General features: G+C 60.5%; 21 protein-coding genes. 12 read left to right on the forward strand and 9 right to left on the reverse strand.

Features of this window, described 5'->3' with window-relative positions; genetic code table 11:
- Positions 1-17: 17 nt before the first annotated feature.
- A complete protein-coding gene (locus ACJ8PL_RS02560) occupies positions 18-689 on the reverse strand; it encodes a CsgG/HfaB family protein (RefSeq protein WP_016928605.1) in 672 nt (223 codons plus the stop codon).
- A gap of 481 nt (positions 690-1,170) precedes the next feature.
- Here ACJ8PL_RS02560 and ACJ8PL_RS02565 point away from each other — a divergent pair, with 481 nt between their 5' ends.
- Together ACJ8PL_RS02565 and ACJ8PL_RS02570 are read left to right on the forward strand one after the other, a co-directional pair.
- On the forward strand, positions 1,171-2,076 hold the full coding sequence (locus ACJ8PL_RS02565) for a bifunctional helix-turn-helix transcriptional regulator/GNAT family N-acetyltransferase (protein ID WP_442531035.1): 906 nt from the start codon (positions 1,171-1,173) through the stop codon (positions 2,074-2,076).
- An 84-nt stretch (positions 2,077-2,160) separates the two neighbouring features.
- A complete protein-coding gene (locus ACJ8PL_RS02570) occupies positions 2,161-3,459 on the forward strand; it encodes an SLC13 family permease (RefSeq protein WP_016928603.1) in 1,299 nt (432 codons plus the stop codon).
- On the opposite strand, the gene dapF is transcribed toward ACJ8PL_RS02570, so the two are convergent.
- The 3 genes from dapF to bhsA (ACJ8PL_RS02585) all read right to left on the reverse strand — a co-directional run bounded on the left by dapF (position 3,434) and on the right by bhsA (ACJ8PL_RS02585) (position 5,130).
- A complete protein-coding gene (dapF, locus tag ACJ8PL_RS02575; protein ID WP_016928602.1) occupies positions 3,434-4,309 on the reverse strand; it encodes a diaminopimelate epimerase in 876 nt (291 codons plus the stop codon). The genes ACJ8PL_RS02570 and dapF overlap by 26 nt on opposite strands.
- A gap of 113 nt (positions 4,310-4,422) precedes the next feature.
- Positions 4,423-4,680, reverse strand: coding sequence for a multiple stress resistance protein BhsA (gene bhsA / locus ACJ8PL_RS02580; protein ID WP_016928601.1), 258 nt, complete (start codon positions 4,678-4,680; stop codon positions 4,423-4,425).
- Between the two features lie 192 nt (positions 4,681-4,872).
- A complete protein-coding gene (gene bhsA, locus ACJ8PL_RS02585) occupies positions 4,873-5,130 on the reverse strand; it encodes a multiple stress resistance protein BhsA (protein WP_213928305.1) in 258 nt (85 codons plus the stop codon).
- A 176-nt stretch (positions 5,131-5,306) separates the two neighbouring features.
- Here bhsA (ACJ8PL_RS02585) and ACJ8PL_RS02590 point away from each other — a divergent pair, with 176 nt between their 5' ends.
- Complete coding sequence (locus ACJ8PL_RS02590) at positions 5,307-5,951, forward strand: TetR/AcrR family transcriptional regulator (RefSeq protein ID WP_016928599.1); 645 nt, start codon at positions 5,307-5,309, stop codon at positions 5,949-5,951.
- 35 nt (positions 5,952-5,986) lie between these two features.
- On the opposite strand, the gene ACJ8PL_RS02595 is transcribed toward ACJ8PL_RS02590, so the two are convergent.
- The 4 genes from ACJ8PL_RS02595 to ACJ8PL_RS02610 form a co-directional block, all read right to left on the reverse strand.
- Complete coding sequence (locus ACJ8PL_RS02595) at positions 5,987-6,805, reverse strand: MetQ/NlpA family ABC transporter substrate-binding protein (protein ID WP_016928598.1); 819 nt, start codon at positions 6,803-6,805, stop codon at positions 5,987-5,989.
- 19 nt (positions 6,806-6,824) lie between these two features.
- Positions 6,825-7,493, reverse strand: coding sequence for a methionine ABC transporter permease (locus tag ACJ8PL_RS02600; protein WP_004939505.1), 669 nt, complete (start codon positions 7,491-7,493; stop codon positions 6,825-6,827).
- Positions 7,486-8,511: a methionine ABC transporter ATP-binding protein gene (locus tag ACJ8PL_RS02605; protein ID WP_421085743.1), complete on the reverse strand. Its 1,026-nt coding sequence runs from the start codon at positions 8,509-8,511 to the stop codon at positions 7,486-7,488. Before ACJ8PL_RS02605 ends, ACJ8PL_RS02600 begins: the two co-directional genes overlap by 8 nt.
- A 236-nt stretch (positions 8,512-8,747) precedes the next feature.
- A complete protein-coding gene (locus ACJ8PL_RS02610) occupies positions 8,748-9,191 on the reverse strand; it encodes an acetyltransferase (protein WP_016928596.1) in 444 nt (147 codons plus the stop codon).
- Positions 9,192-9,433: 242 nt separating this feature from the next.
- Here ACJ8PL_RS02610 and ACJ8PL_RS02615 point away from each other — a divergent pair, with 242 nt between their 5' ends.
- From ACJ8PL_RS02615 to ACJ8PL_RS02625, 3 genes are all read left to right on the forward strand, one after another.
- A complete protein-coding gene (locus ACJ8PL_RS02615; protein WP_016928595.1) occupies positions 9,434-10,306 on the forward strand; it encodes an oxygenase MpaB family protein in 873 nt (290 codons plus the stop codon).
- A gap of 162 nt (positions 10,307-10,468) precedes the next feature.
- The gene (locus tag ACJ8PL_RS02620; protein ID WP_016928594.1) at positions 10,469-11,572 is read left to right on the forward strand and encodes a suppressor of fused domain protein; all 1,104 of its coding nucleotides are present in this window, start codon (positions 10,469-10,471) and stop codon (positions 11,570-11,572) included.
- Between the two features lie 29 nt (positions 11,573-11,601).
- The gene (locus tag ACJ8PL_RS02625) at positions 11,602-12,129 is read left to right on the forward strand and encodes a cysteine hydrolase family protein (protein WP_079449525.1); all 528 of its coding nucleotides are present in this window, start codon (positions 11,602-11,604) and stop codon (positions 12,127-12,129) included.
- Between the two features lie 32 nt (positions 12,130-12,161).
- On the opposite strand, the gene ACJ8PL_RS02630 is transcribed toward ACJ8PL_RS02625, so the two are convergent.
- Entirely contained in the window at positions 12,162-13,037 is an 876-nt protein-coding gene (locus tag ACJ8PL_RS02630; RefSeq protein ID WP_079449524.1) for an NAD(P)-dependent oxidoreductase, read from the reverse strand.
- Positions 13,038-13,327: 290 nt separating this feature from the next.
- On the opposite strand from ACJ8PL_RS02630, the gene trpS reads away from it, so the two are divergent.
- From trpS to ACJ8PL_RS02660, 6 genes are all read left to right on the forward strand, one after another.
- Positions 13,328-14,335: a tryptophan--tRNA ligase gene (gene trpS / locus ACJ8PL_RS02635; protein WP_239441702.1), complete on the forward strand. Its 1,008-nt coding sequence runs from the start codon at positions 13,328-13,330 to the stop codon at positions 14,333-14,335.
- Between the two features lie 117 nt (positions 14,336-14,452).
- Entirely contained in the window at positions 14,453-15,286 is an 834-nt protein-coding gene (gene phnC / locus ACJ8PL_RS02640; RefSeq protein ID WP_004939485.1) for a phosphonate ABC transporter ATP-binding protein, read from the forward strand.
- Positions 15,287-15,327: 41 nt separating this feature from the next.
- Positions 15,328-16,260, forward strand: a complete 933-nt coding sequence (gene phnD / locus ACJ8PL_RS02645; RefSeq protein ID WP_004939482.1) for a phosphonate ABC transporter substrate-binding protein — start codon at positions 15,328-15,330, stop codon at positions 16,258-16,260.
- A 78-nt stretch (positions 16,261-16,338) separates the two neighbouring features.
- Positions 16,339-17,202: a phosphonate ABC transporter, permease protein PhnE gene (gene phnE, locus ACJ8PL_RS02650; RefSeq protein WP_442530791.1), complete on the forward strand. Its 864-nt coding sequence runs from the start codon at positions 16,339-16,341 to the stop codon at positions 17,200-17,202.
- Positions 17,199-18,098, forward strand: a complete 900-nt coding sequence (phnE, locus tag ACJ8PL_RS02655; RefSeq protein ID WP_025302015.1) for a phosphonate ABC transporter, permease protein PhnE — start codon at positions 17,199-17,201, stop codon at positions 18,096-18,098. The genes phnE (ACJ8PL_RS02650) and phnE (ACJ8PL_RS02655) overlap by 4 nt, the downstream gene beginning before the upstream one ends.
- A 229-nt stretch (positions 18,099-18,327) precedes the next feature.
- Entirely contained in the window at positions 18,328-18,792 is a 465-nt protein-coding gene (locus ACJ8PL_RS02660) for a DUF1456 family protein (RefSeq protein WP_016928588.1), read from the forward strand.
- The last annotated feature ends 109 nt before the right edge of the window (positions 18,793-18,901 follow it).

Raw genomic sequence — 18,901 nt, forward strand, 5'->3', positions numbered from 1 at the left:
TCTCTGCTTCTAGTCCGTTAGTTAGCAGGGCGCCATGCGCCGTTTTCGATACCGGTAACCAGGTTATTGACGGCTTCACGCACGGCCAGATCCAGCACCTTGCCGTTAAGGGTGGAGTCGTAGCTGGCGGTGCCCCCGAAACCGATGATTTCGCGATTGGACAGTTCGTATTCACCGGCACCCTGAGAGGAATAGACGACTTCTGAAGTCTGTACGTTCACGACGTTCAGATTGACTTTGGCGTAAGCGACCTGTGATTTACCACGGCCCAAAATGCCCCACAGCTGATGATCGCCGACTTCTTTGCGGCCGAATTCGGTGACATCGCCGGTAATCACATAGTTGGCGCCTTTCAGCGTTTGTGCTTTCCCTTTAATGCCGGCTTCAGTTTTCAACTCTTCCATGTTGGCGCGGTCCAGCACGTTGAAACGGCCAGTCTGCTGCAAATGCGTGATCAGGATAGTCTTGGACTGATTGCCCAGCCGATCGACGCCATCGGAGAAGATGCCATTCATGTAGCTGGAGCGGTTGTCGAATTTACCGACGGCGATAGGGCTGCGTGGGCCCTGATAAGTGGTGTTGTAGGAAGCCACTTTCGGCACTTCCAAAGAGCGGGAGGATTCGGTCGCACAGCCCGCCAGCAAAGTGACGGAAAGGGCGACGGAACAGACGGCGAGTGATTTTTTCATTGGCATGCGATCTCTCCATGAGCATAAAACAGCGCGGGAGCAACCCGCGCCCGATGTTTCCATAACGAGCGTTGTCGCCGTTATGGAAGCGTCGCGATCCTGCCATGAATATGTAACAAATTACAACAAGATATCGGCATTAATGCCGCTATTAACATTGTTGTAACCTATTGTAATGCAATGGATTGATATCGATTTCTTCTCTTAACCGCAGATTTTTTCACGATTGTATGTTTTTTAACTGGTTTATTGTTTTATCAACATTAAATTAATGAATTTTTATTCTGATTTTTTTGAATTAATCAGTTTACTGTATTGGGTAATGTAACGTTTTGCATCAGCTCCTCTGTTATACCGGGGTTCATGGCGGCTTGATGATCCGTTAAGGTAGTGAGAATTAGGTAACACTATCAACCAAATCTCATTTTTTATCGGTAGTTAATTGGGGATATCAATTGTGAACATCAGGGATTTCAGAGCATTGGCGCGCAGTTTGGTCAGAGAATTCGGCATGTTGAACAAGCAGAGCAACGGCTCGCGCTTTTCGCCGCTGCAGATCCATCTGATGATCGAAGTCAGCGAGCAGCCGCTGGGCGTCACCGAGCTGGCGGCCCGGCTGTGCATCGACAAGGCCAGCGCCAGCCGGGCGCTGCGCAGCCTGGTGGCCGCCGGCGTGATAGAAACGGTGGATCATCCTGATGACAAGCGGCACAACCTGCATCGGTTGAGTAAACAGGGCGGCAAGACGCTGGCCGGCATCGAGAGCGACGCCGACGGTTTTATGCAGGCGGCGCTGGCGCAGTTGGACGACGATGAGCTGGCGAGCACTACCGCGGCGATGAAAAAGATGACCGCGGCGCTGCGCAGCGCGCGCAAACAGCGCGACGCCAACCTGCGGGTGCGGCCGATCGTCGAGCGCGACGATGCGGCGATGGCGGCGATCATTCGCGACGTGTTTCGCGAGTACGGCATGGACAAAATGGAAGGGGTCAGCCTGCACGATCCGGATCTCGATCGGCTGACCGGTCTGTATCGCGACAACGGCGGCCACTACTGGGTGCTGGAGCGGGACGGACAGGTGGTGGGGGGCGTCGGCATGGCGCCGCTGGCCGGCGAAGAGCCCGGCTATTGCGAGTTGCAAAAACTGTTTTTCAAACCCGGCGCGCGCGGGCTGGGCATGGCGCGCCATATGGTGGTGCAGGTGCTGAAGGCGGCGCGGGCGGCGGGGTATCGCTACTGCTACCTGGAAACCACCGAACAGTTGAAAGAGGCGATCGGGTTGTACTACGCGCTGGGGTTCACGCTGTTGACGGAACGGCGCGGCAATACCGGCCACCACGGCTGCAATGTGTGCATGCTGAAAAATCTGCAGAACGACGATATGTGAGCGGTTTCAAGGTTAACGCCCGCGCCTTGTGTCACCCTGTTAACCGTTTGATAACAATCACAACGTTTTATCAGGGAGGAAACTATGTTGGGGGATCCGATGGCGCTGTCCGCGCTGGTCACGCTGGTGGTCATCGCGCTATGGGCCAGCGCCCGCCTGCCGGAGTATTTGGTCGCGCTGCTGTTCTTTGCGGCGGTGATGGTATTGCAGCTGGCGCCCGCCGCGGTGACCTTTTCCGGTTTCGCGTCCTCCGCATTTTGGCTGGTGCTCAGCGGCTTCGTGTTGGGCACCGCCATCCGCAGCACCGGTTTGGCGGATCGCCTGGCCAACCGACTCTTGCCGCATCTGGCCGGTTCCTGGCCCCGCCTGGTGGGCGGCGTGGTGGCGATAAGCTACGCGCTGGCGTTTGTCATGCCCTCCAACATGGGGCGAATTACGCTACTGATGCCGATCGTCATGGCGTTGGCCAATCGCGCCGGCCTGGCGGAAGGCTCGCGCGGCCGCATCGGTTTGGCGCTGGCGGTGGGGTTCGGCACCTTCCAGCTCTCCGCCAGCATCCTGCCGGCCAACGTGCCCAATCTGGTGATGAGCGGCGCGGCGGAAAGCGCCTACGGCAGCCACTTCGCTTATCTTTCTTACCTGTTGTTGCACGCCCCGGTGCTCGGGATCGCCAAAGGCGCGCTGCTGACGCTGTGCATCTGCGGCCTGTTCCGCGCGCGGCCGCAGCCGGTGGCGGCTGAGGCGGCACAAACCCCGCTCAGCGCCGCCGAGTGGCGGCTGATCGCACTGTTGGGCATTACGGTACTGCTGTGGATGACCGACAGCTGGCACGGCATCGCCCCCGCCTGGATCGGGTTGGCGGCAGCCTGCTTCTGCCTGTTGCCGCGCATCGGTTTTCTCAACGGCGAGCAGTTCGCCGCCGGGGTTAACGTGCGCACCTGTATCTACGTGGCGGGGATCCTGGGGCTGACCGCGCTGGTCAGCCACTCCGGTCTCGGCGATCGGCTGGGCGGTGCGCTGCTGGCGATGATGCCGGATCTGCATGGCAAACCGTTCGCTGCGTTCGGTTCGCTGGTGGGGATCACCGCGTTGCTGAATTTCGTGGTGACCGCCAACGGCGTGCCGGCGCTGTTTACTCCGCTGGCGCAGGCGTTGTCCGCGGGCAGCGGCCTGCCGCTGCTGACGGTGCTGATGACCCAGGTGATCGGCTATGCCACGCCGCTGCTGCCGTATCAGGCTTCGCCGATCGTGGTGGCGATGGGGATGGGTAAAGTGCCGGCGCGTGAAGGGTTGAAGCTGTGCCTGCTGTTGGCTGCGCTCAGCTTTGCGCTGCTGGTGCCGTTGGACTATCTGTGGTTCAGGCTGCTGGGGTGGATCCCGTAAACAGCTCCGCGCCGCCGGCAAAACAATCTTCGTCCAGCGTCAGGGTGGCGATTTTATGCACCGGTCCGCGCATGCTGACCTGAAAATCGCCGCTGAAGGCGATCTGCAGTTCGCCGCCCGGCATCCGCACGCTAACCCGATCGTCGACTCGTCCCAACTTGCGCATCACGCTGGCGGCGGCGCAGCTGCTGCTGCCGGAGGCGAGGGTAAAGCCGGCGCCGCGCTCCCAGATGCCGATGCGCAGCGTCTGGCGATCGACCACTTCCACCAGTTGTACATTGGTGCGTTTCGGGAACAGCGGATGGCGTTCAATCTGCGGTCCGAGCCGATGCACCTGCGCCAGATCCAGTTTTTCCACCGGCACCACGCAGTGCGGATTGCCCATCGACACCAGCGAAACGCTTAACGTCGCCTCCCTCAGGGGCAGCGGATAGTTCAGCGCCTCCGGCAGATCGATCAACGCCGGCAGCGCCGCCGGGCTGAAATTGGCGCGCCCCATCTCCACGGTTATCTGATGCGCGTCTTCCGCCACCTGGCAACGCACGTCGCCGCCGGCGGTGTGCACCAGAAACGGCTGATGCGCCACGCGCTTGCTGTCGAACAGATAGCGCGCGTAGATACGCAGACCGTTGCCGCTTTTCTCCGCTTCGGAGCCGTCCGGGTTGATGATGCGCAGGGTGGGATTGACGGCGTCGCCGCTGTCGATCAGCAGGCCGTCGGAACCGATGCCGTAATGCGGGTGGCACAGCAGGCGGATCTGTTCCTGGCTCAGACGTTCGGCGACCGAACGGTGGCAGACCAGGTAGTCGTTGCCCAGACCGTGATATTTGTGGAACAGCAGGGGAGTCATGGCGTTGCTCGGCTCAGCGGGAAAAGGTCGCTACAGCTTACAACAGAACGTTGGCGTTAAAGCAAACAAAAGGCGGCCTGAGCCGCCCTTTTGCACGATTGCCGATCCGGCGATTAATTGTAGATGATCGCGGTGCCGTGCAGTTTGTTGTCACCGGTGGTGGCGATGATCTGGAAAGATTTGGCGCCCGCCGCGTCGGCTTTGGCCGCCAGTTTGTTTTCCAGGCTGCTCAGGTCGGACGCGCCGCTGACGGTGACGACGCCGGCTTTTTGCAGGTCGGCGGGTTGCGCGTTAACCAGATCGGCGGCGAAGCTGCCGAAAGAGACGGAGGCCAGTGCGATGGCTGCGATGGTCATTTTCAGGTTTTTCATGGTCTTATTTCCTATCTTTGTTCTTTACGATGTTTGTTTTGTAAGGTCGTTAAATTAATTAACGATCGATAATTTAATGTTAGATGCCGGTTTGACGGATTGCAAGTATTTTTTTAATGCTCATTAATTAATTTTTTTTATGCCCTGGCGTCGGGAGCCGAAATTATCGCGATCCGCTGGTTTAATACCTTGTTATTGATAGATTTCTGCGGTTCCGTGCAGCTGGTTGTTACCGCCGGCGCCGATGATGCGGAAGGATTTTGCACCGGCCTGATCGGCTTTGGCGGCCAGGCTGTTTTCCAGCGAGGTCAGATCGGATGCGCCGCTGACGGTAATGACGCCCACTTTCTGCTGGTCAGCCGGTTGGTTCTGAACCAAATCAGCGGCGAAGCTGCCGAAGGAAACGCTGGCCAGAGTGAGGGCTGCTAAGGTTAATTTTAATTTTTTCATAATGTTAATTCCTTTCCGATAACGGTGAATAGAGGGGTTGAATCCGCTTCGCTAAATTATCTTAACGATCGATAACTAAATGCTAATCGGTTCTCGACGAGCGCGCAATATTTTTTTATAATGATCGTTAAGTTATTTGTGCTAACCCTGCCGTGGAGCGGGATAGGAGAGGAACGATGAGCATCAATGAAGCGGTCTGCGGCAAGAAAAGCCGCGGCAGACCGAAACAATTTGATCGCGATCGGGCGCTGGAAAGCGCGCTCGATCTGTTCTGGCGGCACGGTTATGAAGCCACCTCGCTGGCCGATCTGGTGGAAGTGACCGGCGCCAAGGCGCCGACGCTGTATGCGGAATTCGGCAACAAGGAAGGGATGTTCCGCGCGGCGGTGGAACGCTATTTGCAAAAATACACCACCTGCACCAACCAACTGTTGGAACAGGCGTTGCCGGTGGCCGAGATCGTCGAGGCCTACGTGCGTTCTTCCGTCGAAGTGTTTACCGACCCCGATACGCCGTCAGGTTGTTTTATGGTGTGCGCCTCCGCCGCGCTGTCGTCCGCGTCCGACGACGTCGCCCAGATGCTGCGCAAAAAACATCATGCCCAGGAAGCGGCGCTGAAAGCCTGCTTCGATCGCAAGGTGCAGCAGGGTGAACTGCTGGCGAAGACTGACACCGCGCTGCTGGCGAAGTACGTCATTTGCACCATTGAAGGCATGTCGGTGCAGGCGCGCGAAGGGGCAAGCCGCGGCGATCTGCTGCGGTTGCTGGAGGCGTTGATGCTGGTGTGGCCGCGGCTCAGCCAGATTGGCAATAAGGTGTGACAACCGGCCCGGCTTTTACCGGGCCGTCTAACCCATTACTGATTGACCGGGATCACCGCGCCCTGGTACTTCTCGCGGATAAAGTCCTGAATCGGTTTGGAGTGCAGCACTTTGACCAGCGCCACGATCTCCGGCTTGTTCACGTCGGCTTTGTGCACGGTGATGATGTTGGCGTACGGGTTGTTTTCGCCGCTTTCGACCGCGATCGGATCCTTGGTCGGATTCAGCCCGGCGTCGATGGCGTAGTTGGCGTTGATCACCACCGCGTCGCCTTCGTTGTTGTTATACATCTGCGGCAGCAGCGCGCCTTCAACGTTGGCCTGGAACTTCAGGTGTTTCGGGTTTTCCACCACGTCGGTGATGCGCGCGTCCACCTTGCTCACCCCCGGCTTCAGCTTGATCACGCCTTCCCGTTCAAAAATAGACAGGATGCGGCCTTCTTCCGCCACCGCGTCGCGCATGATGATTTTGCCGTTTTCCGGCAGATCTTTCAGGCTCTTGTACTTCTTCGAGTAGATGCCGATAGGCTCAATATGGATCGCGCCGGCGCTGACGAAGTCGTAGCTCTTGTCGTCGGCGTGGTCTTTCAGCACCGAGTTCAGGTAAGGCACGTGCTGGAAGTAGTTGGCGTCGATGTCGTGGCTGGCCAAGGCGGTGTTCGGCAGAATGTAGTCCTGGAAGCGCTTGATCTGCAGATCGATGCCTTCCTTCGCCAGTATCGGTTTGGCTTGTTCGAGGATCTCGGCGTGCGGTACGTTGGAGGCGCCGACCACCAGCTTGGTCGCCGCGGCGGCGCCGTAAGAGGCGAGGGTGGCGACAGAGGCGAAAGCCAACATCAGTAGGTGCTTTTTCATCATCGTTTTCCTTGGTTAATTAACGTTTATCGAGCGTTCTTGTCAGGGTGTCGCCAATGAACTGAATGACGAAAACGATCAGCAGGATCGTCAGCGTCGCCACCAGCGTCACGTCACTGTGGTTGCGTTGGAAGCCTTCCAGATAGGCCAGATTGCCCAGGCCGCCGGCGCCGATCACCCCGGCCATCGCGGTGTAGCTCACCAGCGCGATCAGGGTGACGGTGATGCCGGAAACCAGCGCCGGCGAGCTTTCCGGCAGCAATACGCGGAAAATCAGGGTGCGGTTTTTGGCGCCCATCGAGCGCGCCGCTTCGATCACTCCTTTGTCGACTTCGCGCAGCGCGATCTCCACCAGCCGGGCGTAGAACGGCGCCGCGCCGACGATCAGCGCCGGCAGGGCCGCGTCCGCGCCGAGAATGGTGCCGATCAGCGACTTGGTGAATGGGATCAGCAGCACGATCAGAATGATGAACGGGATAGAGCGGAAGACGTTGACCAACACGGAGATCAGCGAGTAGACCGCCCGGTTCTGCAACAGCTGGCCCTTCGAGGTTAAAAACAGCAGCACGCCGAGCACGATGCCCAGCACCAGCGTGGCCAAACCGGCGATGCCGGTCATGTACAGCGTTTCCCAGGTGGCGTCCCACAGTTGGTCCAGACGCAGGTGGGGGAACAGGGATTCAATCATGTTGGATAACCTCGACGGCGATGTCTCTTTCGTGCAGCAGGTTGAGCATGTCGGCGACTTGTTGTTCATTGCCTTCGGCGTGGATGTACAGTTCGCCGAACGAACCGTTGAGGGTGTGGCTGATCTTGCCGTGCAGAATGTTGACGGTCAGGGCGTAGCGCCGGATCACTTCAGAGATCACCGCCTGATGGGTTTGCACGCCGACGAAGGTCAGCTTGAAAATCGCCCCCGGCAAGTGGGCGGTGAGCTGCGGGTTGAAGCTCTCTTCGGTGTCCGCATACTGCGACACCTGTTTGACGAACTGTCGGGTGATCGGCTGCTGCGGCCGGGTGAACACGTCAAGCACCGGGCCTTCTTCGACGATGCGGCCGTTTTCCATCACCGCCACGCGGTGGCAGATTTTGCGCACCACGTGCATCTCGTGGGTGATTAGCACGATGGTCAATTTCAGCTGACGGTTGATGTCCAACAGCAGGTCGAGAATGGCGTCGGTGGTCTGCGGATCGAGCGCCGAGGTGGCCTCGTCGCACAGCAGCACGCTCGGGTTATTGGCCAGCGCGCGGGCGATGCCGACGCGCTGCTTTTGGCCGCCGCTGAGCTGCGACGGGTAGGCGTTTTCGCGCCCCTGCAGGCCGACCAGCGCGATCAGTTCCGCCACGCGCGGCGCAATCTGCGCCTTGGGCACGCCGGCGATCTGCATGGAAAACGCGATGTTCTGGCTGACGGTGCGCGACCACAGCAGGTTGAAGTGCTGAAACACCATGCTGATTTTCAGGCGCGCCTGGCGCAGATGGCTGCCTTTGGCGCGGGCGATATCAAAACCGCCCACGTCAATGCGGCCGCTGGTGGGCGTTTCCAGGCCGTTGAGCAGGCGGATGAGGGTGCTTTTGCCGGCGCCGCTGTAGCCGATGATGCCGTAAATTTGCCCGGCCTCTACCGCCAGGCTGACGTTGTCTACCGCCACGACGCGGCCCGGTGTGCTGTCAAAAGTTTTGCAAACGTTCGAAAGAACGATCATAGCGAAGCGGATCCTTATCGATACATCACAGCATTCCGTCCAGAGCGCGGTGCGCCGGACAGAGATCGTTCGGCTTTTCGGCTGACGGAACCTCTGTTGCGGGTGAATACCGGGCAATCCTACCGAGGGTTTATAGTGACAGGAAGAATGTAAAATCTATTACTTATTCTGATTTGATATATAAGGCTGCGGGGGAGGCGGGGGAAGAAACCGGCCGCAGGGCGGCCGGCGGAGGGCTAGCGTTTTTCCAGCTTCATGTGCAGCAGCGGGAACGGGTTGCCCTGGCCGTCGAGCGGCGAGCGGCCGGTGATGACAAACCCGTAGTGGCGGTAGAAGCCGCTGGCCTGCGGATTTTGCTCGTTCACGTCCAGCTGCAGCTCATCGTGCAGCGTTTCCGCGTGGGTCAGCAGCGCTTTGCCCACCCCTTTGCCGCGCTGATCCGCGTCGATAAACAGCATCTCTACCTTGTTGCCGTTCAGGCCGATAAAGCCGCAGGGATGCCCCGGGCGTTCTTCGGCCACCCAAACGTTGACCGCCGGCAGGTAGTCGTTCAGCACCAGCGGGAACAGCTGCGCGATGTTGTCTTCGGTTAAAAAATGGTGGGTGGCGCGCACCGAACGCAGCCAGATATCTGCCAATTGCGCGTTGTCTTCCGCCGCGCGTGCTCTGATGGTAATCATCGAACTCTCTGCTATCTAAGTTGAAGGAAAAGAAACTAGATAGAGGTTTTGTGGGGTTAGTGCCGAATTAACGTGGGTTAACGCCCTGCAAAGCGCCTCTGCAGTGGATCGAATAGGCCCGCTTTGTTGCAAGCGGTATAACAACTGTAATTCAGTAAGTTAATGCTTTCAACCGCCGCAGGGCGCAATGAGGCGCTCGCCGCGTGTTACACTGGCCGCTGAATGAGCAAGAGGGCGGCAGGATGGAAGCGGTACGCGCAGCGATAGAGAAACAGGTGCTCAGCCTGACCGGGCTGGCGCTCGGCGGCGTCGATTTTGAGAATCCGCCCGGCGATCCGGGGCTGTTCGGCCCGCAGTCTGTCATCTGGCAGGTACATCGCGATTTCACGCCGATGCTGTGCGGCGGCGTCAGCGCCTTGCTGCTGCAAATGCTGCACCCGCTGGCGCTGGCCGGCGTATGGGATCACTCCAATTTTCGCGACGATATGATCGGCCGCCTGCGCCGCACCAGCCAGTTCGTGTCGGTCACCACCTTCGGCCCGACCGCCGAGGCGGAGCGGCTGATCGCCAAAGTCAAAGCCATCCATCTGCGGGTAACCGGCGTCGGCGGCGACGGCACGCCTTATGCCGCCAGCGATCCGGCGCTGCTGACCTGGGTGCACGTGGCGGAGAGCAGCCGCTTTCTGGCCAGCCACCTGCGCTACCGTAACCCCCATCTTTCCCGCGATTTGCAGGATCAATACTATCGTGAAGCGGCGCGCGTGGCCGCCGCGCTGGGAGCCACTGCAATACCTCAGTCCTGCGCGGAGGTCGAAGAATACCTGCAGGCGATGCGGCCGCAGCTGGTGTGCGATGAACGCACCCAAGAGGTGGCGCGCATTCTGCTGAAGGCGCCGGCGCCGAGCGCGTTGGCGCGCCCGCTCGGCGGGGTGGTGATGCAGGCGGGCATCGATCTGTTGCCCGACTGGGCGCAGCGGCAGTTCGGTTTTCATCCGGGCGCGCTGCGGCGGCGGCTGGTGCGAACGGGCGCCGCCGGTTTGGGCAAGGTGCTGGGCGCGTCGATGCGCAACGGTTCCTATCAGCGCGCGGTGCGGCGCATCACTCGGCCGTCATGAGCCGCAGCCGCTATAATTAGCCTTTGTTTATCTTCGTTTACGGCCGTTTTTGAGACTTTTACGGGTGATCCGGCCAGTAATGCGTTTTACACTTGGGGCAAAGCCACATTCCATTTTTGGCGCGCAGCCGATTCTGCCGCGCCCTGACCCTATTGAGGTGATATGAACGAGTCATACGTACTTGCTGAAGTCAGCAATGAGAACCAGACGCTGGTCGCGGTGGTTCAGCAAGATCACCGGGCAGCCTATTTTTACATCTATCCCGCCGAAGCCTACAGCGATCGCTATCAGGTGCGCGCCTGCTGGCTGCGCAACCTGGCCGCCGCGCCGCTGCAGGAGGATCGCGCCGCGTTGGAACAAGGGCAGCCGCCGATGCTGGCGGCGGAGTTTTGCCGCAACCTGGAAGGGGAAGCGCCGCTGAACCCGGAAGGGCTGATGGTGGTGTGGAGCGAAAGCGACGACGGCGCGGCCCTGTGGTATTACGGCCAACTGCTGGCGGTGATCCCCGGCTGGAGCCTGTATATCGACCATTCGGTGTGCTATTCGGCCAGCTGCATCAAGGAGAGCCCACTGGCCTATCCGCTCGGTTCGGCCTCGACCAACACGCAATATGCGCAGGCGGAAAGCACCCGGCAGTTTTGGCGCAGCTGGCAGCGTGAAGAGGGCAATCCGTGGCCGAAGATGCAGCGCGATTTTCAGGCGCGCTATGAGCAGCATTTCGGCCCTTCGGTAAAATATTACGCCATCGATCAGGGCAAGTGGCCGCCGATGGCCATCACTCAGCACGAGCGCGACGGCATCTATTACTTCCTCACCATGGGGGTCAGCATCCGGCCGATGCCGTGGGTGGAGATCCTGTTCAACGACGAGGCTTCGCGCTATCGCCGCATGGAGATGGCGATCGCCATCGACAGCCAATACATGACCGAAGACAACGCGGTGCAGATGGCCAGCGCGCTGGCCGGTTTCGCGCACGCGCCGTGGGCGCGGTTGACCTGGATCGGCGAAGGGCACACGCTGGAGTCCGACGTGGCGCCGTTGGGCTACGAAGGCTATATTTTATCGTCGTCCTTCTATCCGCATCACGCGCACCTGGCGTTGCCGCAGCAGTACGGCGACCCGGTGAACCTGTTTTGGGCCAGCCCGGTGTTTACCGCCGAGCGTCAGCTGGCGCACGCCACGCCGAACGGCGGGCACGATCTGGTGAACCGGCTGCGCGAGCAGGGCGTTGACCACATTTTCCGCCCGCGCCAGCCGGTGTGCTGACGCCATTTATCTTCTCTTCGGGAGCCGCCATGACCACCGCGCTGTTGATTATCGATGTGCAGGAAGGGTTGTTTACGCCGCCGCCGGCGGATGCCGCGGGCACCGTTGCGCGCATCAATCAGTTGAGCGAGCGCGCCCGCCGGGCGGGCGTGCCGGTGATCGTGATTCAGCACCACACGCCTGACGACGAACTGCCGCACGGCAGCGCCGCCTGGCAAGTGCTCGCGGCGCTGAAGGTGGCGCCGGGCGACCATCGGGTGGATAAAACCACGCCGGATTCCTTCCTGCGCACCTCGCTCGGCGCGTTGCTGATCGCCAACGGCGTATCGCAGCTGGTGGTTTGCGGCTACTCCACGCCGTTTTGCATCGATACCACGGTGCGCAGCGCCGCGGCGCGCGGCTATCCGGTGACGCTGGCGGCGGATGCGCACACCTGCCACGACAAATCCTATGCCGACGGTTTGCTGATCCGCACCCACCATAACGAGACGCTGTCGAATATCGACAGCTTCGGCGTGCCGATCCGCGCCGTGCCCGCGGCGGACATCGTGTTCTGAGAACGGAAAACGGGGGCCAACGCCCCCGTTCGTTATTTCAGGCCCGCCCGCCGCGCCGCCACCTTGGCCAGCGCCGCCCAGTCCAGATCCGCATCCCCCTGCGCCATCGCGTCGAGGAAGTTGTCTTTCAGCACCCCGGCGAACGGCATCGGCGTATGGCTGTCGGCGCCGGCGGCCAGCGCCAGCCCGACGTCTTTCAACCCCAGCGCCAGCCGGAATCCGGCGGGTGAATACTTCTCTGCGGCGATCAGCGCGCCATAGCCCTGATAGGCCGGGGCGGCGAAGACGGTGCCGCTCAGCATCTGCAGGTAGTCGGTGCCGGACACGCCATAGTTGCGCACCAACGCGCTGCCTTCCGCCATTGCTTCAATGGCGCTGGCCAGCGTAAAGTTGGTGGCGATTTTGACCACGTTGGCCTGCGCCGGATCGGCGCCGAAGTGCCAGGTTTTCTGGCCGAGGGCATCGAACAGCGGCTGCGCTTGCTTCAGCCGCTCGCTATCGCCGGCCGCCAGAATATTCAGTTTGCCGGCGGCCGCCACATCGACCCGTCCCAGCACCGGCGCGGCGAGATAACCGATGCCGTGCTCCTCATGCAGCGTCGTCAAACGTTTGGCGAGTTCGACCGAGATAGTCGCCATATTGATATGCAGCGCGCCCGGTTTCATCCGTTGCAGCAATCCGCTGTCCACCACCACCTGCTGCGTGGCGGCATCGTCGGCCAGCATGGTGATCAGCACGTCGGCATCGGCCAACTGTTCCGGCCGTTCGGCCTGCCGCGCGCCGGCGCTCACCAGCGGCTGCGCCGCCTGCGGCGAGCGGTTCCATACCGTTAAGGCGAAGCCCGCCTGCAACAGGTTGGCCGCCATGGCGCTGCCCATCCCACCCAGTCCGGCAAATCCGATCTTCATCATGCGCTCCTTTTTCAGGTTGAAGGTTTTACCCTAGCGCGCCAGGCCAGGAACGCAAATGCCGGAGTGTAACGCCGTCTTACGCGCCGGCGGTGGGCTATTGACGCGCTGCCGCGGCGGGTATACCTTGATGGCATGAATATATCGATGCACTCCACCCACAATCAGTCATGGTGGCGCCTCTTCTGAGGCGGCACGAGTATTCACATCTCTTTTTAATGCCGCCGGTTTGGCGGCATTATTTTTTGTGGCGTTGATCCGGCGGTCTACAGACCTTCAGGAGCACTGTCATGAGCTACACCATTCTTACCGGCGATCGCGCCACCGGCCCACTGCATTTAGGCCACTTCGTCGGCTCGCTGCGCCAGCGCGTCGCACTGCAGCACCAGCATAACCAAACGGTGATGGTGGCGGATCTGCAGGGCCTGACCGACAACGGCAACAACCCGCAAAAAATCAGCGCCAACGTGCTCAACGTCGTGGCCGACTATCTGGCGGTTGGCATCGATCCGCACAAGACCACGATCTGCCTGCAGTCGGCGCTGCCGGCGTTGGCCGAGCTGACGATGTACTACCTCAACCTGGTCAGCGTGGCGCGGCTGGAACGCAACCCGACGGTGAAAAGCGAAATCGCCGAGAAGGATTTCGCCCGCAGCCTGCCGGCCGGTTTTCTGATCTATCCGGTCAGCCAGGCGGCGGACATCACCGCCTTCGGCGCCACCCACGTGCCGGTCGGCGAGGATCAACTGCCGATGCTGGAGCAAACCAACGAGATCGTGCGGCGCTTCAACCACATCGTCGGCCAACCGATATTAACGGAGTGCCAGCCGCTGTTAAGCAACGTCGGGCGTCTGCCGGGGCTGGACGGGCAGGGCAAAATGTCGAAATCGCGCGGCAACGCCATCCCGCTTGGCGCCGGCGCCGACGAGGTGCACAAGGCGGTGATGAGCATGTTCACCGATCCCGGCCATCTCAACGTCAGCGATCCCGGCCGGGTGGAGGGCAACATGGTGTTCACCTATCTGGACGCCTTTTGCGAAGACGCCGCGCTGGTGGCGGAACTGAAGGCGCACTACCGCCGCGGCGGGTTGGGGGACGTGAAGATCAAACGGCTGCTGGAGGATTGTCTGCAGAGCCTGCTCGAACCGATCCGCACCCGCCGCGCCGAATTCATCGCCGATAAAGGCGAGCTGACGCGCATCCTGCAGCACGGCACCCTCCGCGCGCATCAGGTCAGCCAGCGGACGCTGCAGCAGGTCAAGGCGGCGCTGGGGCTGGACTTCTTCACCCTGGCGTGAGGCGTACACCGGGGCGGCACGCGTCACGCCCCGGCCATAAAACCATCATCCCACTGTCATAAACTTATCCGTTAATAGGTGCCCATAATGATTAGCCACTGAAACCAGAGAAATCATATGGCTCAGGCACTGTTAAAATTGGCGCAGCACGAGTTCCCAGGGCAGCACGCCGCCGCATCCCGCAAAGTGTTATCGGTAAAGGGGCTCGGCAAAGCTTACAAAGCGCAGCAGCGCGTGCTGGATGACATCAATTTCGATCTGCACGCCGGCGAATTCGTGGCGGTGATCGGCCGCTCCGGCGCGGGCAAGTCCACGCTGTTGCATACCCTCAACGGCACCATTCCTTCCAGCTGCGGCGAGATGCTGCACTTCGAAGACGATGGCGTGGCGCAGGATATCGCCCAGCTTGCCGGCCGCCAGATGCGCCAGTGGCGCGCGCGCTGCGGCATGATCTTCCAGGACTTCTGCCTGGTGCCGCGGCTGGACGTGATGACCAACGTGCTGCTGGGGCGCCTGAGCCACACCTCCACCCTGAAATCCTTCTTCAAACTGTTCGATGACGCCGACCGCGCTCGCGCCATCGAGCTGTTGCAGTGGCTCAACATGCTGCCGCACGCGCTGCAGCGCGCCGAGCACCTTTCCGGCGGTCAGATGCAGCGCGTCGCTATCTGCCGCGCGCTGATGCAAAACCCGCAAATCCTGCTGGCCGATGAGCCGGTGGCGTCGCTCGATCCGAAAAACACCCGCCGCATCATGGACGCGCTGCAGAAAATCAGCGAAGACGGCATCGCGGTGATGGTGAACCTGCACTCGGTCGAACTGGTGAAAGAGTATTGCTCGCGGGTGATCGGCATCGCCCACGGGAAGATCGTGTTTGACGGGCATCCTTCGCAACTGAACGAACGGATCCTGCACCAGCTGTATGGCGAGGAAGCCAATCAGATCCATTGAAGCACTTTTGACCTTTACCCTTTACACACAAGGCACACCTGATGAAAAAAGTATTGAGTCTGACCACCCTGATGGCCGGCGCGATGATGGTATTTAATGCTGCCGCAGCGGATGCGCCGAAAGAGCTGAACCTGGGCATTCTCGGCGGCCAGAACGCCACCCAGCAGATCGGCGATAACCAGTGCGTGAAGCAGTTCCTGGATAAAGAGTTGAACGTCGATACCAAGCTGCGCAACTCGTCCGACTATTCCGGCGTGATCCAGGGCCTGCTGGGCGGCAAGATTGACCTGGTGCTGAGCATGTCGCCGTCGTCGTTCGCCTCGGTCTACATCAAGGATCCGAAAGCGGTGGACATCGTCGGCATCGCGGTCGACGACGTTGACCAGTCACGCGGCTACCACTCAGTGGTGGTGGTGAAGGCCGGCAGCCCGTACCAGAAACTGGAAGACCTCAAAGGCAAGGCCATCGGCTTCGCCGATCCGGATTCGACCTCCGGCTTCCTGATCCCGAACCAGGCGTTTAAAAAGCTGTTCGGCGGCACGGTCGACAACAAATACAACAACACCTTCTCCAGCGTCACCTTCTCCGGCGGCCACGAGCAGGACATCCTCGGCGTGCTGAACGGCCAGTTCGAAGGCGCGGTGACCTGGGCGTCGATGATCGGCGACTACAACACCGGCTACACCAGCGGCGCGTTCACCCGCATGATCCGCATGGATCACCCGGACCTGATGAAACAGATCCGCATCATCTGGCAGTCGCCGCTGATCCCGAACGGCCCGATCCTGGTGAGCAACTCGCTGCCGGCCGACTTCAAGGCCAAAGTGGTTACCGCCATCAAGAAGCTGGATAAAGACGATCACGCGTGCTTTATCAAAGCGATGGGCGGCAAACAGCACATCGGCGACACAACCCTGGCGGAATACCAGACCATCATCGATATGAAGCGCGAGCTGACCAAAGGCGACCGTTAATTCCCGGCTGCCTCGGCCGTTCGAATGAAGGGGTTCAGCATGCTGAACCCCTTGTTCCATCAAGATGGAAGACCTGCTTTGAATACCGATTTCGCACACTATTACCAACGGATCCGCAGCAAGCAAAAGCGCGAAGCGCTGCTGTGGTCGCTCGGGCTGGTGGTGTTGTACCTGGGCGCCGGCAACCTCGCCGAGTTCAACCTGCACACCGTCTGGGTGTCTATTCCGCACTTCTTCGACTATCTGGCCGAAACCGTGCCGACGCTGCACTGGAACCTGCTGTTCGCCGACGGGCGCACCGAAGGCTCGCTGGCTTACTGGGGCTATCGCCTGAACATCCAACTGCCGCTGATCTGGGAGACCCTGCAGTTGGCGCTGGCGGCGACCATTCTCTCGGTGCTGGTGGCGACCGTGCTGGCATTTCTGGCGGCCGGCAATACCTATACTCCGGCCTCGGTGCGGCTCGCGATCCGCACGCTGGTGGCGTTCTTGCGCACCATGCCGGAGTTGGCGTGGGCGGTGATGTTCGTGATGGCGTTCGGCATCGGCGCCATTCCCGGCTTCCTGGCGCTGGCGCTGCACACCATCGGCAGCCTGACCAAGCTGTTCTACGAATCGATCGAAACCGCCTCCAACAAGCCGGTGCGCGGGCTGGCGGCCTGCGGCGCCACGCCGCTGCAGCGCATGCGCTTCGGCCTGTGGCCGCAGGTGAAGCCGGTGTTTCTCTCCTACAGCTTCATGCGGCTGGAGATCAACTTCCGCCAGTCGACCATTTTGGGGCTGGTGGGGGCGGGCGGCATCGGCCAGGAACTGATGACCAACATCAAACTCGACCGTTACGATCAGGTCAGCATGACGCTGCTGCTGATCATCGTGGTGGTTTCCGTGCTCGACTACGTGTCGGGCGAGCTGCGCAAGCGCGTGGTGGAGGGGGCAAAATGATAGCGGGCACTCCGGCATCGGCGGAAACGCTGCGCCAGCTAAAACAGCAGCATCCGGCGATCTTCGCGCAGCAGGGGCGCTACCTGCGCACCGTCGGCCTGATCGCCTTGGCGATCGTACTGTACTACGTGTTCTTCTTCTTGGTCTTCGGCATTAGCTGGCCGCAGTTTATCAACGGCTGCCAGCAGCTGGGGCGCTATTTCCTGCGCATGTTCGTCTGGCACGACTTCGCCAACTGGCCGTTCATGTACTACTTCCAGCAGATCGGCATCACCATCGCCATCGTGTTCGCCGGCACCATCACCGCGTCGCTGATCGCGCTGCCGCTGTCGTTCTTCGCCGCGCGCAACGTGATGTCGACGCCGCTGCTGCGGCCGATTTCGGTGCTGGTGCGCCGCTTGCTGGACGTGCTGCGCGGCATCGACATGGCGATCTGGGGGCTGATCTTCGTGCGCGCCGTCGGCATGGGGCCGCTCGCCGGGGTGTTGGCTATCGTGATGCAGGACGTCGGGCTGTTGGGCAAACTGTACGCCGAAGGCCATGAGGCGGTGGACAAGTCCCCCAGCCGCGGCCTGACGGCGGTGGGCGCCAACGGGTTGCAGAAGCACCGCTACGGCATTTTCACCCAGTCGTTCCCCACCTTCCTGGCGCTCAGCCTGTATCAGATCGAGTCCAACACCCGCTCTGCGGCGGTGCTGGGCTTCGTCGGCGCCGGCGGCATCGGCCTGGTGTACGCGGAGAACATGCGGCTGTGGAACTGGGACGTGGTGATGTTCATCACGCTGATCCTGGTGGTGGTGGTGATGATCATGGACAAGGTCTCGTCAATGCTGCGCAACAAGTACATCATCGGCGAAGACATCCCGCTGTATCAGCAAAAAAGCCAAATCGATTGAGAAACCCCTTTCCGATCCCTATACTGCCGCACATTCAAGGTGTGCGGCCATACCCGTCATACTTGGAGCTGCCTCTTTGTTGGCTGCATTTGCGCGCCCCGGTCACATAGCTAACTATGCTCCGGGGGCTTACAAATTTGCCGCCGCGATGCAACTCCAATTATTTTGGGTATGGGGCATTTTTTACAATGCGCACGTCCCCGTTAGACAAATAAGGCAATGCAATCCCATGATGAACAACGACGTGCTGCGCAGCGTGCGCTATATGCTGAGCATTAACAACGCCAAAATGGTCGAGATTATCAAACTGGACGATTTTGAGGTGGCGGTGTCGGCGATGGACGCTTACGTGATCAAAGAAGGCGAGCCGGGCTACGAGAAGTGCCCGGACGAAGTGATGGCGCACTTCCTCAACGGCCTGGTGTTCTTCAAGCGCGGCAAGGACGACAAGTTCCCGGCGCCGGCGGTTGAACTGCCGATCACCAACAACCTGGTGCTGAAAAAGCTGCGCGTGGCGTTCGAGCTGAAAGACACCGACATGCACCAGATTTTCACCGCGGTGGACTTCCGCATCTCCAAGCCGGAGCTGAGCGCGCTGTTCCGCAAAGAGGGCACCAAGAACTACCGCCCGTGCGGCGATCAGATGCTGCGCTACTTCCTCAAAGGGCTGGCGCAGCGCATTCGCGGCGAGTAACGCGCAGCGTTCACCGAACATCAGGCGCAATCGCAAGGTTGCGCCTTTTTTATTGCCCCTCTCCCGCCCGCCGTTGTTGTACTGGCCCTCAGCCATCCGCCATTGATGG

The organism is Serratia sp. CY83965 (assembly GCF_052166375.1).
Taxonomy (GTDB): domain Bacteria; phylum Pseudomonadota; class Gammaproteobacteria; order Enterobacterales; family Enterobacteriaceae; genus Serratia; species Serratia marcescens.

Excerpts from the sequence above, each read along its gene's own strand:
- ACJ8PL_RS02610 (WP_016928596.1), bottom strand. The coding sequence starts at position 9,191 with ATGATTACCATCAGAGCACGCGCGGCGGAAGACAACGCGCAATTGGCA.
- phnE (WP_025302015.1), top strand. The coding sequence starts at position 17,199 with ATGATAGCGGGCACTCCGGCATCGGCGGAAACGCTGCGCCAGCTAAAA.
- ACJ8PL_RS02595 (WP_016928598.1), bottom strand. The coding sequence starts at position 6,805 with ATGAAAAAGCACCTACTGATGTTGGCTTTCGCCTCTGTCGCCACCCTC.
- ACJ8PL_RS02620 (WP_016928594.1), top strand. The coding sequence starts at position 10,469 with ATGAACGAGTCATACGTACTTGCTGAAGTCAGCAATGAGAACCAGACG.
- ACJ8PL_RS02570 (WP_016928603.1), top strand. The coding sequence starts at position 2,161 with ATGTTGGGGGATCCGATGGCGCTGTCCGCGCTGGTCACGCTGGTGGTC.
- trpS (WP_239441702.1), top strand. The coding sequence starts at position 13,328 with ATGAGCTACACCATTCTTACCGGCGATCGCGCCACCGGCCCACTGCAT.
- ACJ8PL_RS02660 (WP_016928588.1), top strand. The coding sequence starts at position 18,328 with ATGATGAACAACGACGTGCTGCGCAGCGTGCGCTATATGCTGAGCATT.
- phnD (WP_004939482.1), top strand. The coding sequence starts at position 15,328 with ATGAAAAAAGTATTGAGTCTGACCACCCTGATGGCCGGCGCGATGATG.
- ACJ8PL_RS02625 (WP_079449525.1), top strand. The coding sequence starts at position 11,602 with ATGACCACCGCGCTGTTGATTATCGATGTGCAGGAAGGGTTGTTTACG.
- ACJ8PL_RS02560 (WP_016928605.1), bottom strand. The coding sequence starts at position 689 with ATGAAAAAATCACTCGCCGTCTGTTCCGTCGCCCTTTCCGTCACTTTG.
- phnC (WP_004939485.1), top strand. The coding sequence starts at position 14,453 with ATGGCTCAGGCACTGTTAAAATTGGCGCAGCACGAGTTCCCAGGGCAG.
- bhsA (WP_213928305.1), bottom strand. The coding sequence starts at position 5,130 with ATGAAAAAATTAAAATTAACCTTAGCAGCCCTCACTCTGGCCAGCGTT.
- ACJ8PL_RS02605 (WP_421085743.1), bottom strand. The coding sequence starts at position 8,511 with ATGATCGTTCTTTCGAACGTTTGCAAAACTTTTGACAGCACACCGGGC.
- bhsA (WP_016928601.1), bottom strand. The coding sequence starts at position 4,680 with ATGAAAAACCTGAAAATGACCATCGCAGCCATCGCACTGGCCTCCGTC.
- ACJ8PL_RS02590 (WP_016928599.1), top strand. The coding sequence starts at position 5,307 with ATGAGCATCAATGAAGCGGTCTGCGGCAAGAAAAGCCGCGGCAGACCG.
- ACJ8PL_RS02615 (WP_016928595.1), top strand. The coding sequence starts at position 9,434 with ATGGAAGCGGTACGCGCAGCGATAGAGAAACAGGTGCTCAGCCTGACC.
- ACJ8PL_RS02600 (WP_004939505.1), bottom strand. The coding sequence starts at position 7,493 with ATGATTGAATCCCTGTTCCCCCACCTGCGTCTGGACCAACTGTGGGAC.
- ACJ8PL_RS02630 (WP_079449524.1), bottom strand. The coding sequence starts at position 13,037 with ATGAAGATCGGATTTGCCGGACTGGGTGGGATGGGCAGCGCCATGGCG.
- dapF (WP_016928602.1), bottom strand. The coding sequence starts at position 4,309 with ATGACTCCCCTGCTGTTCCACAAATATCACGGTCTGGGCAACGACTAC.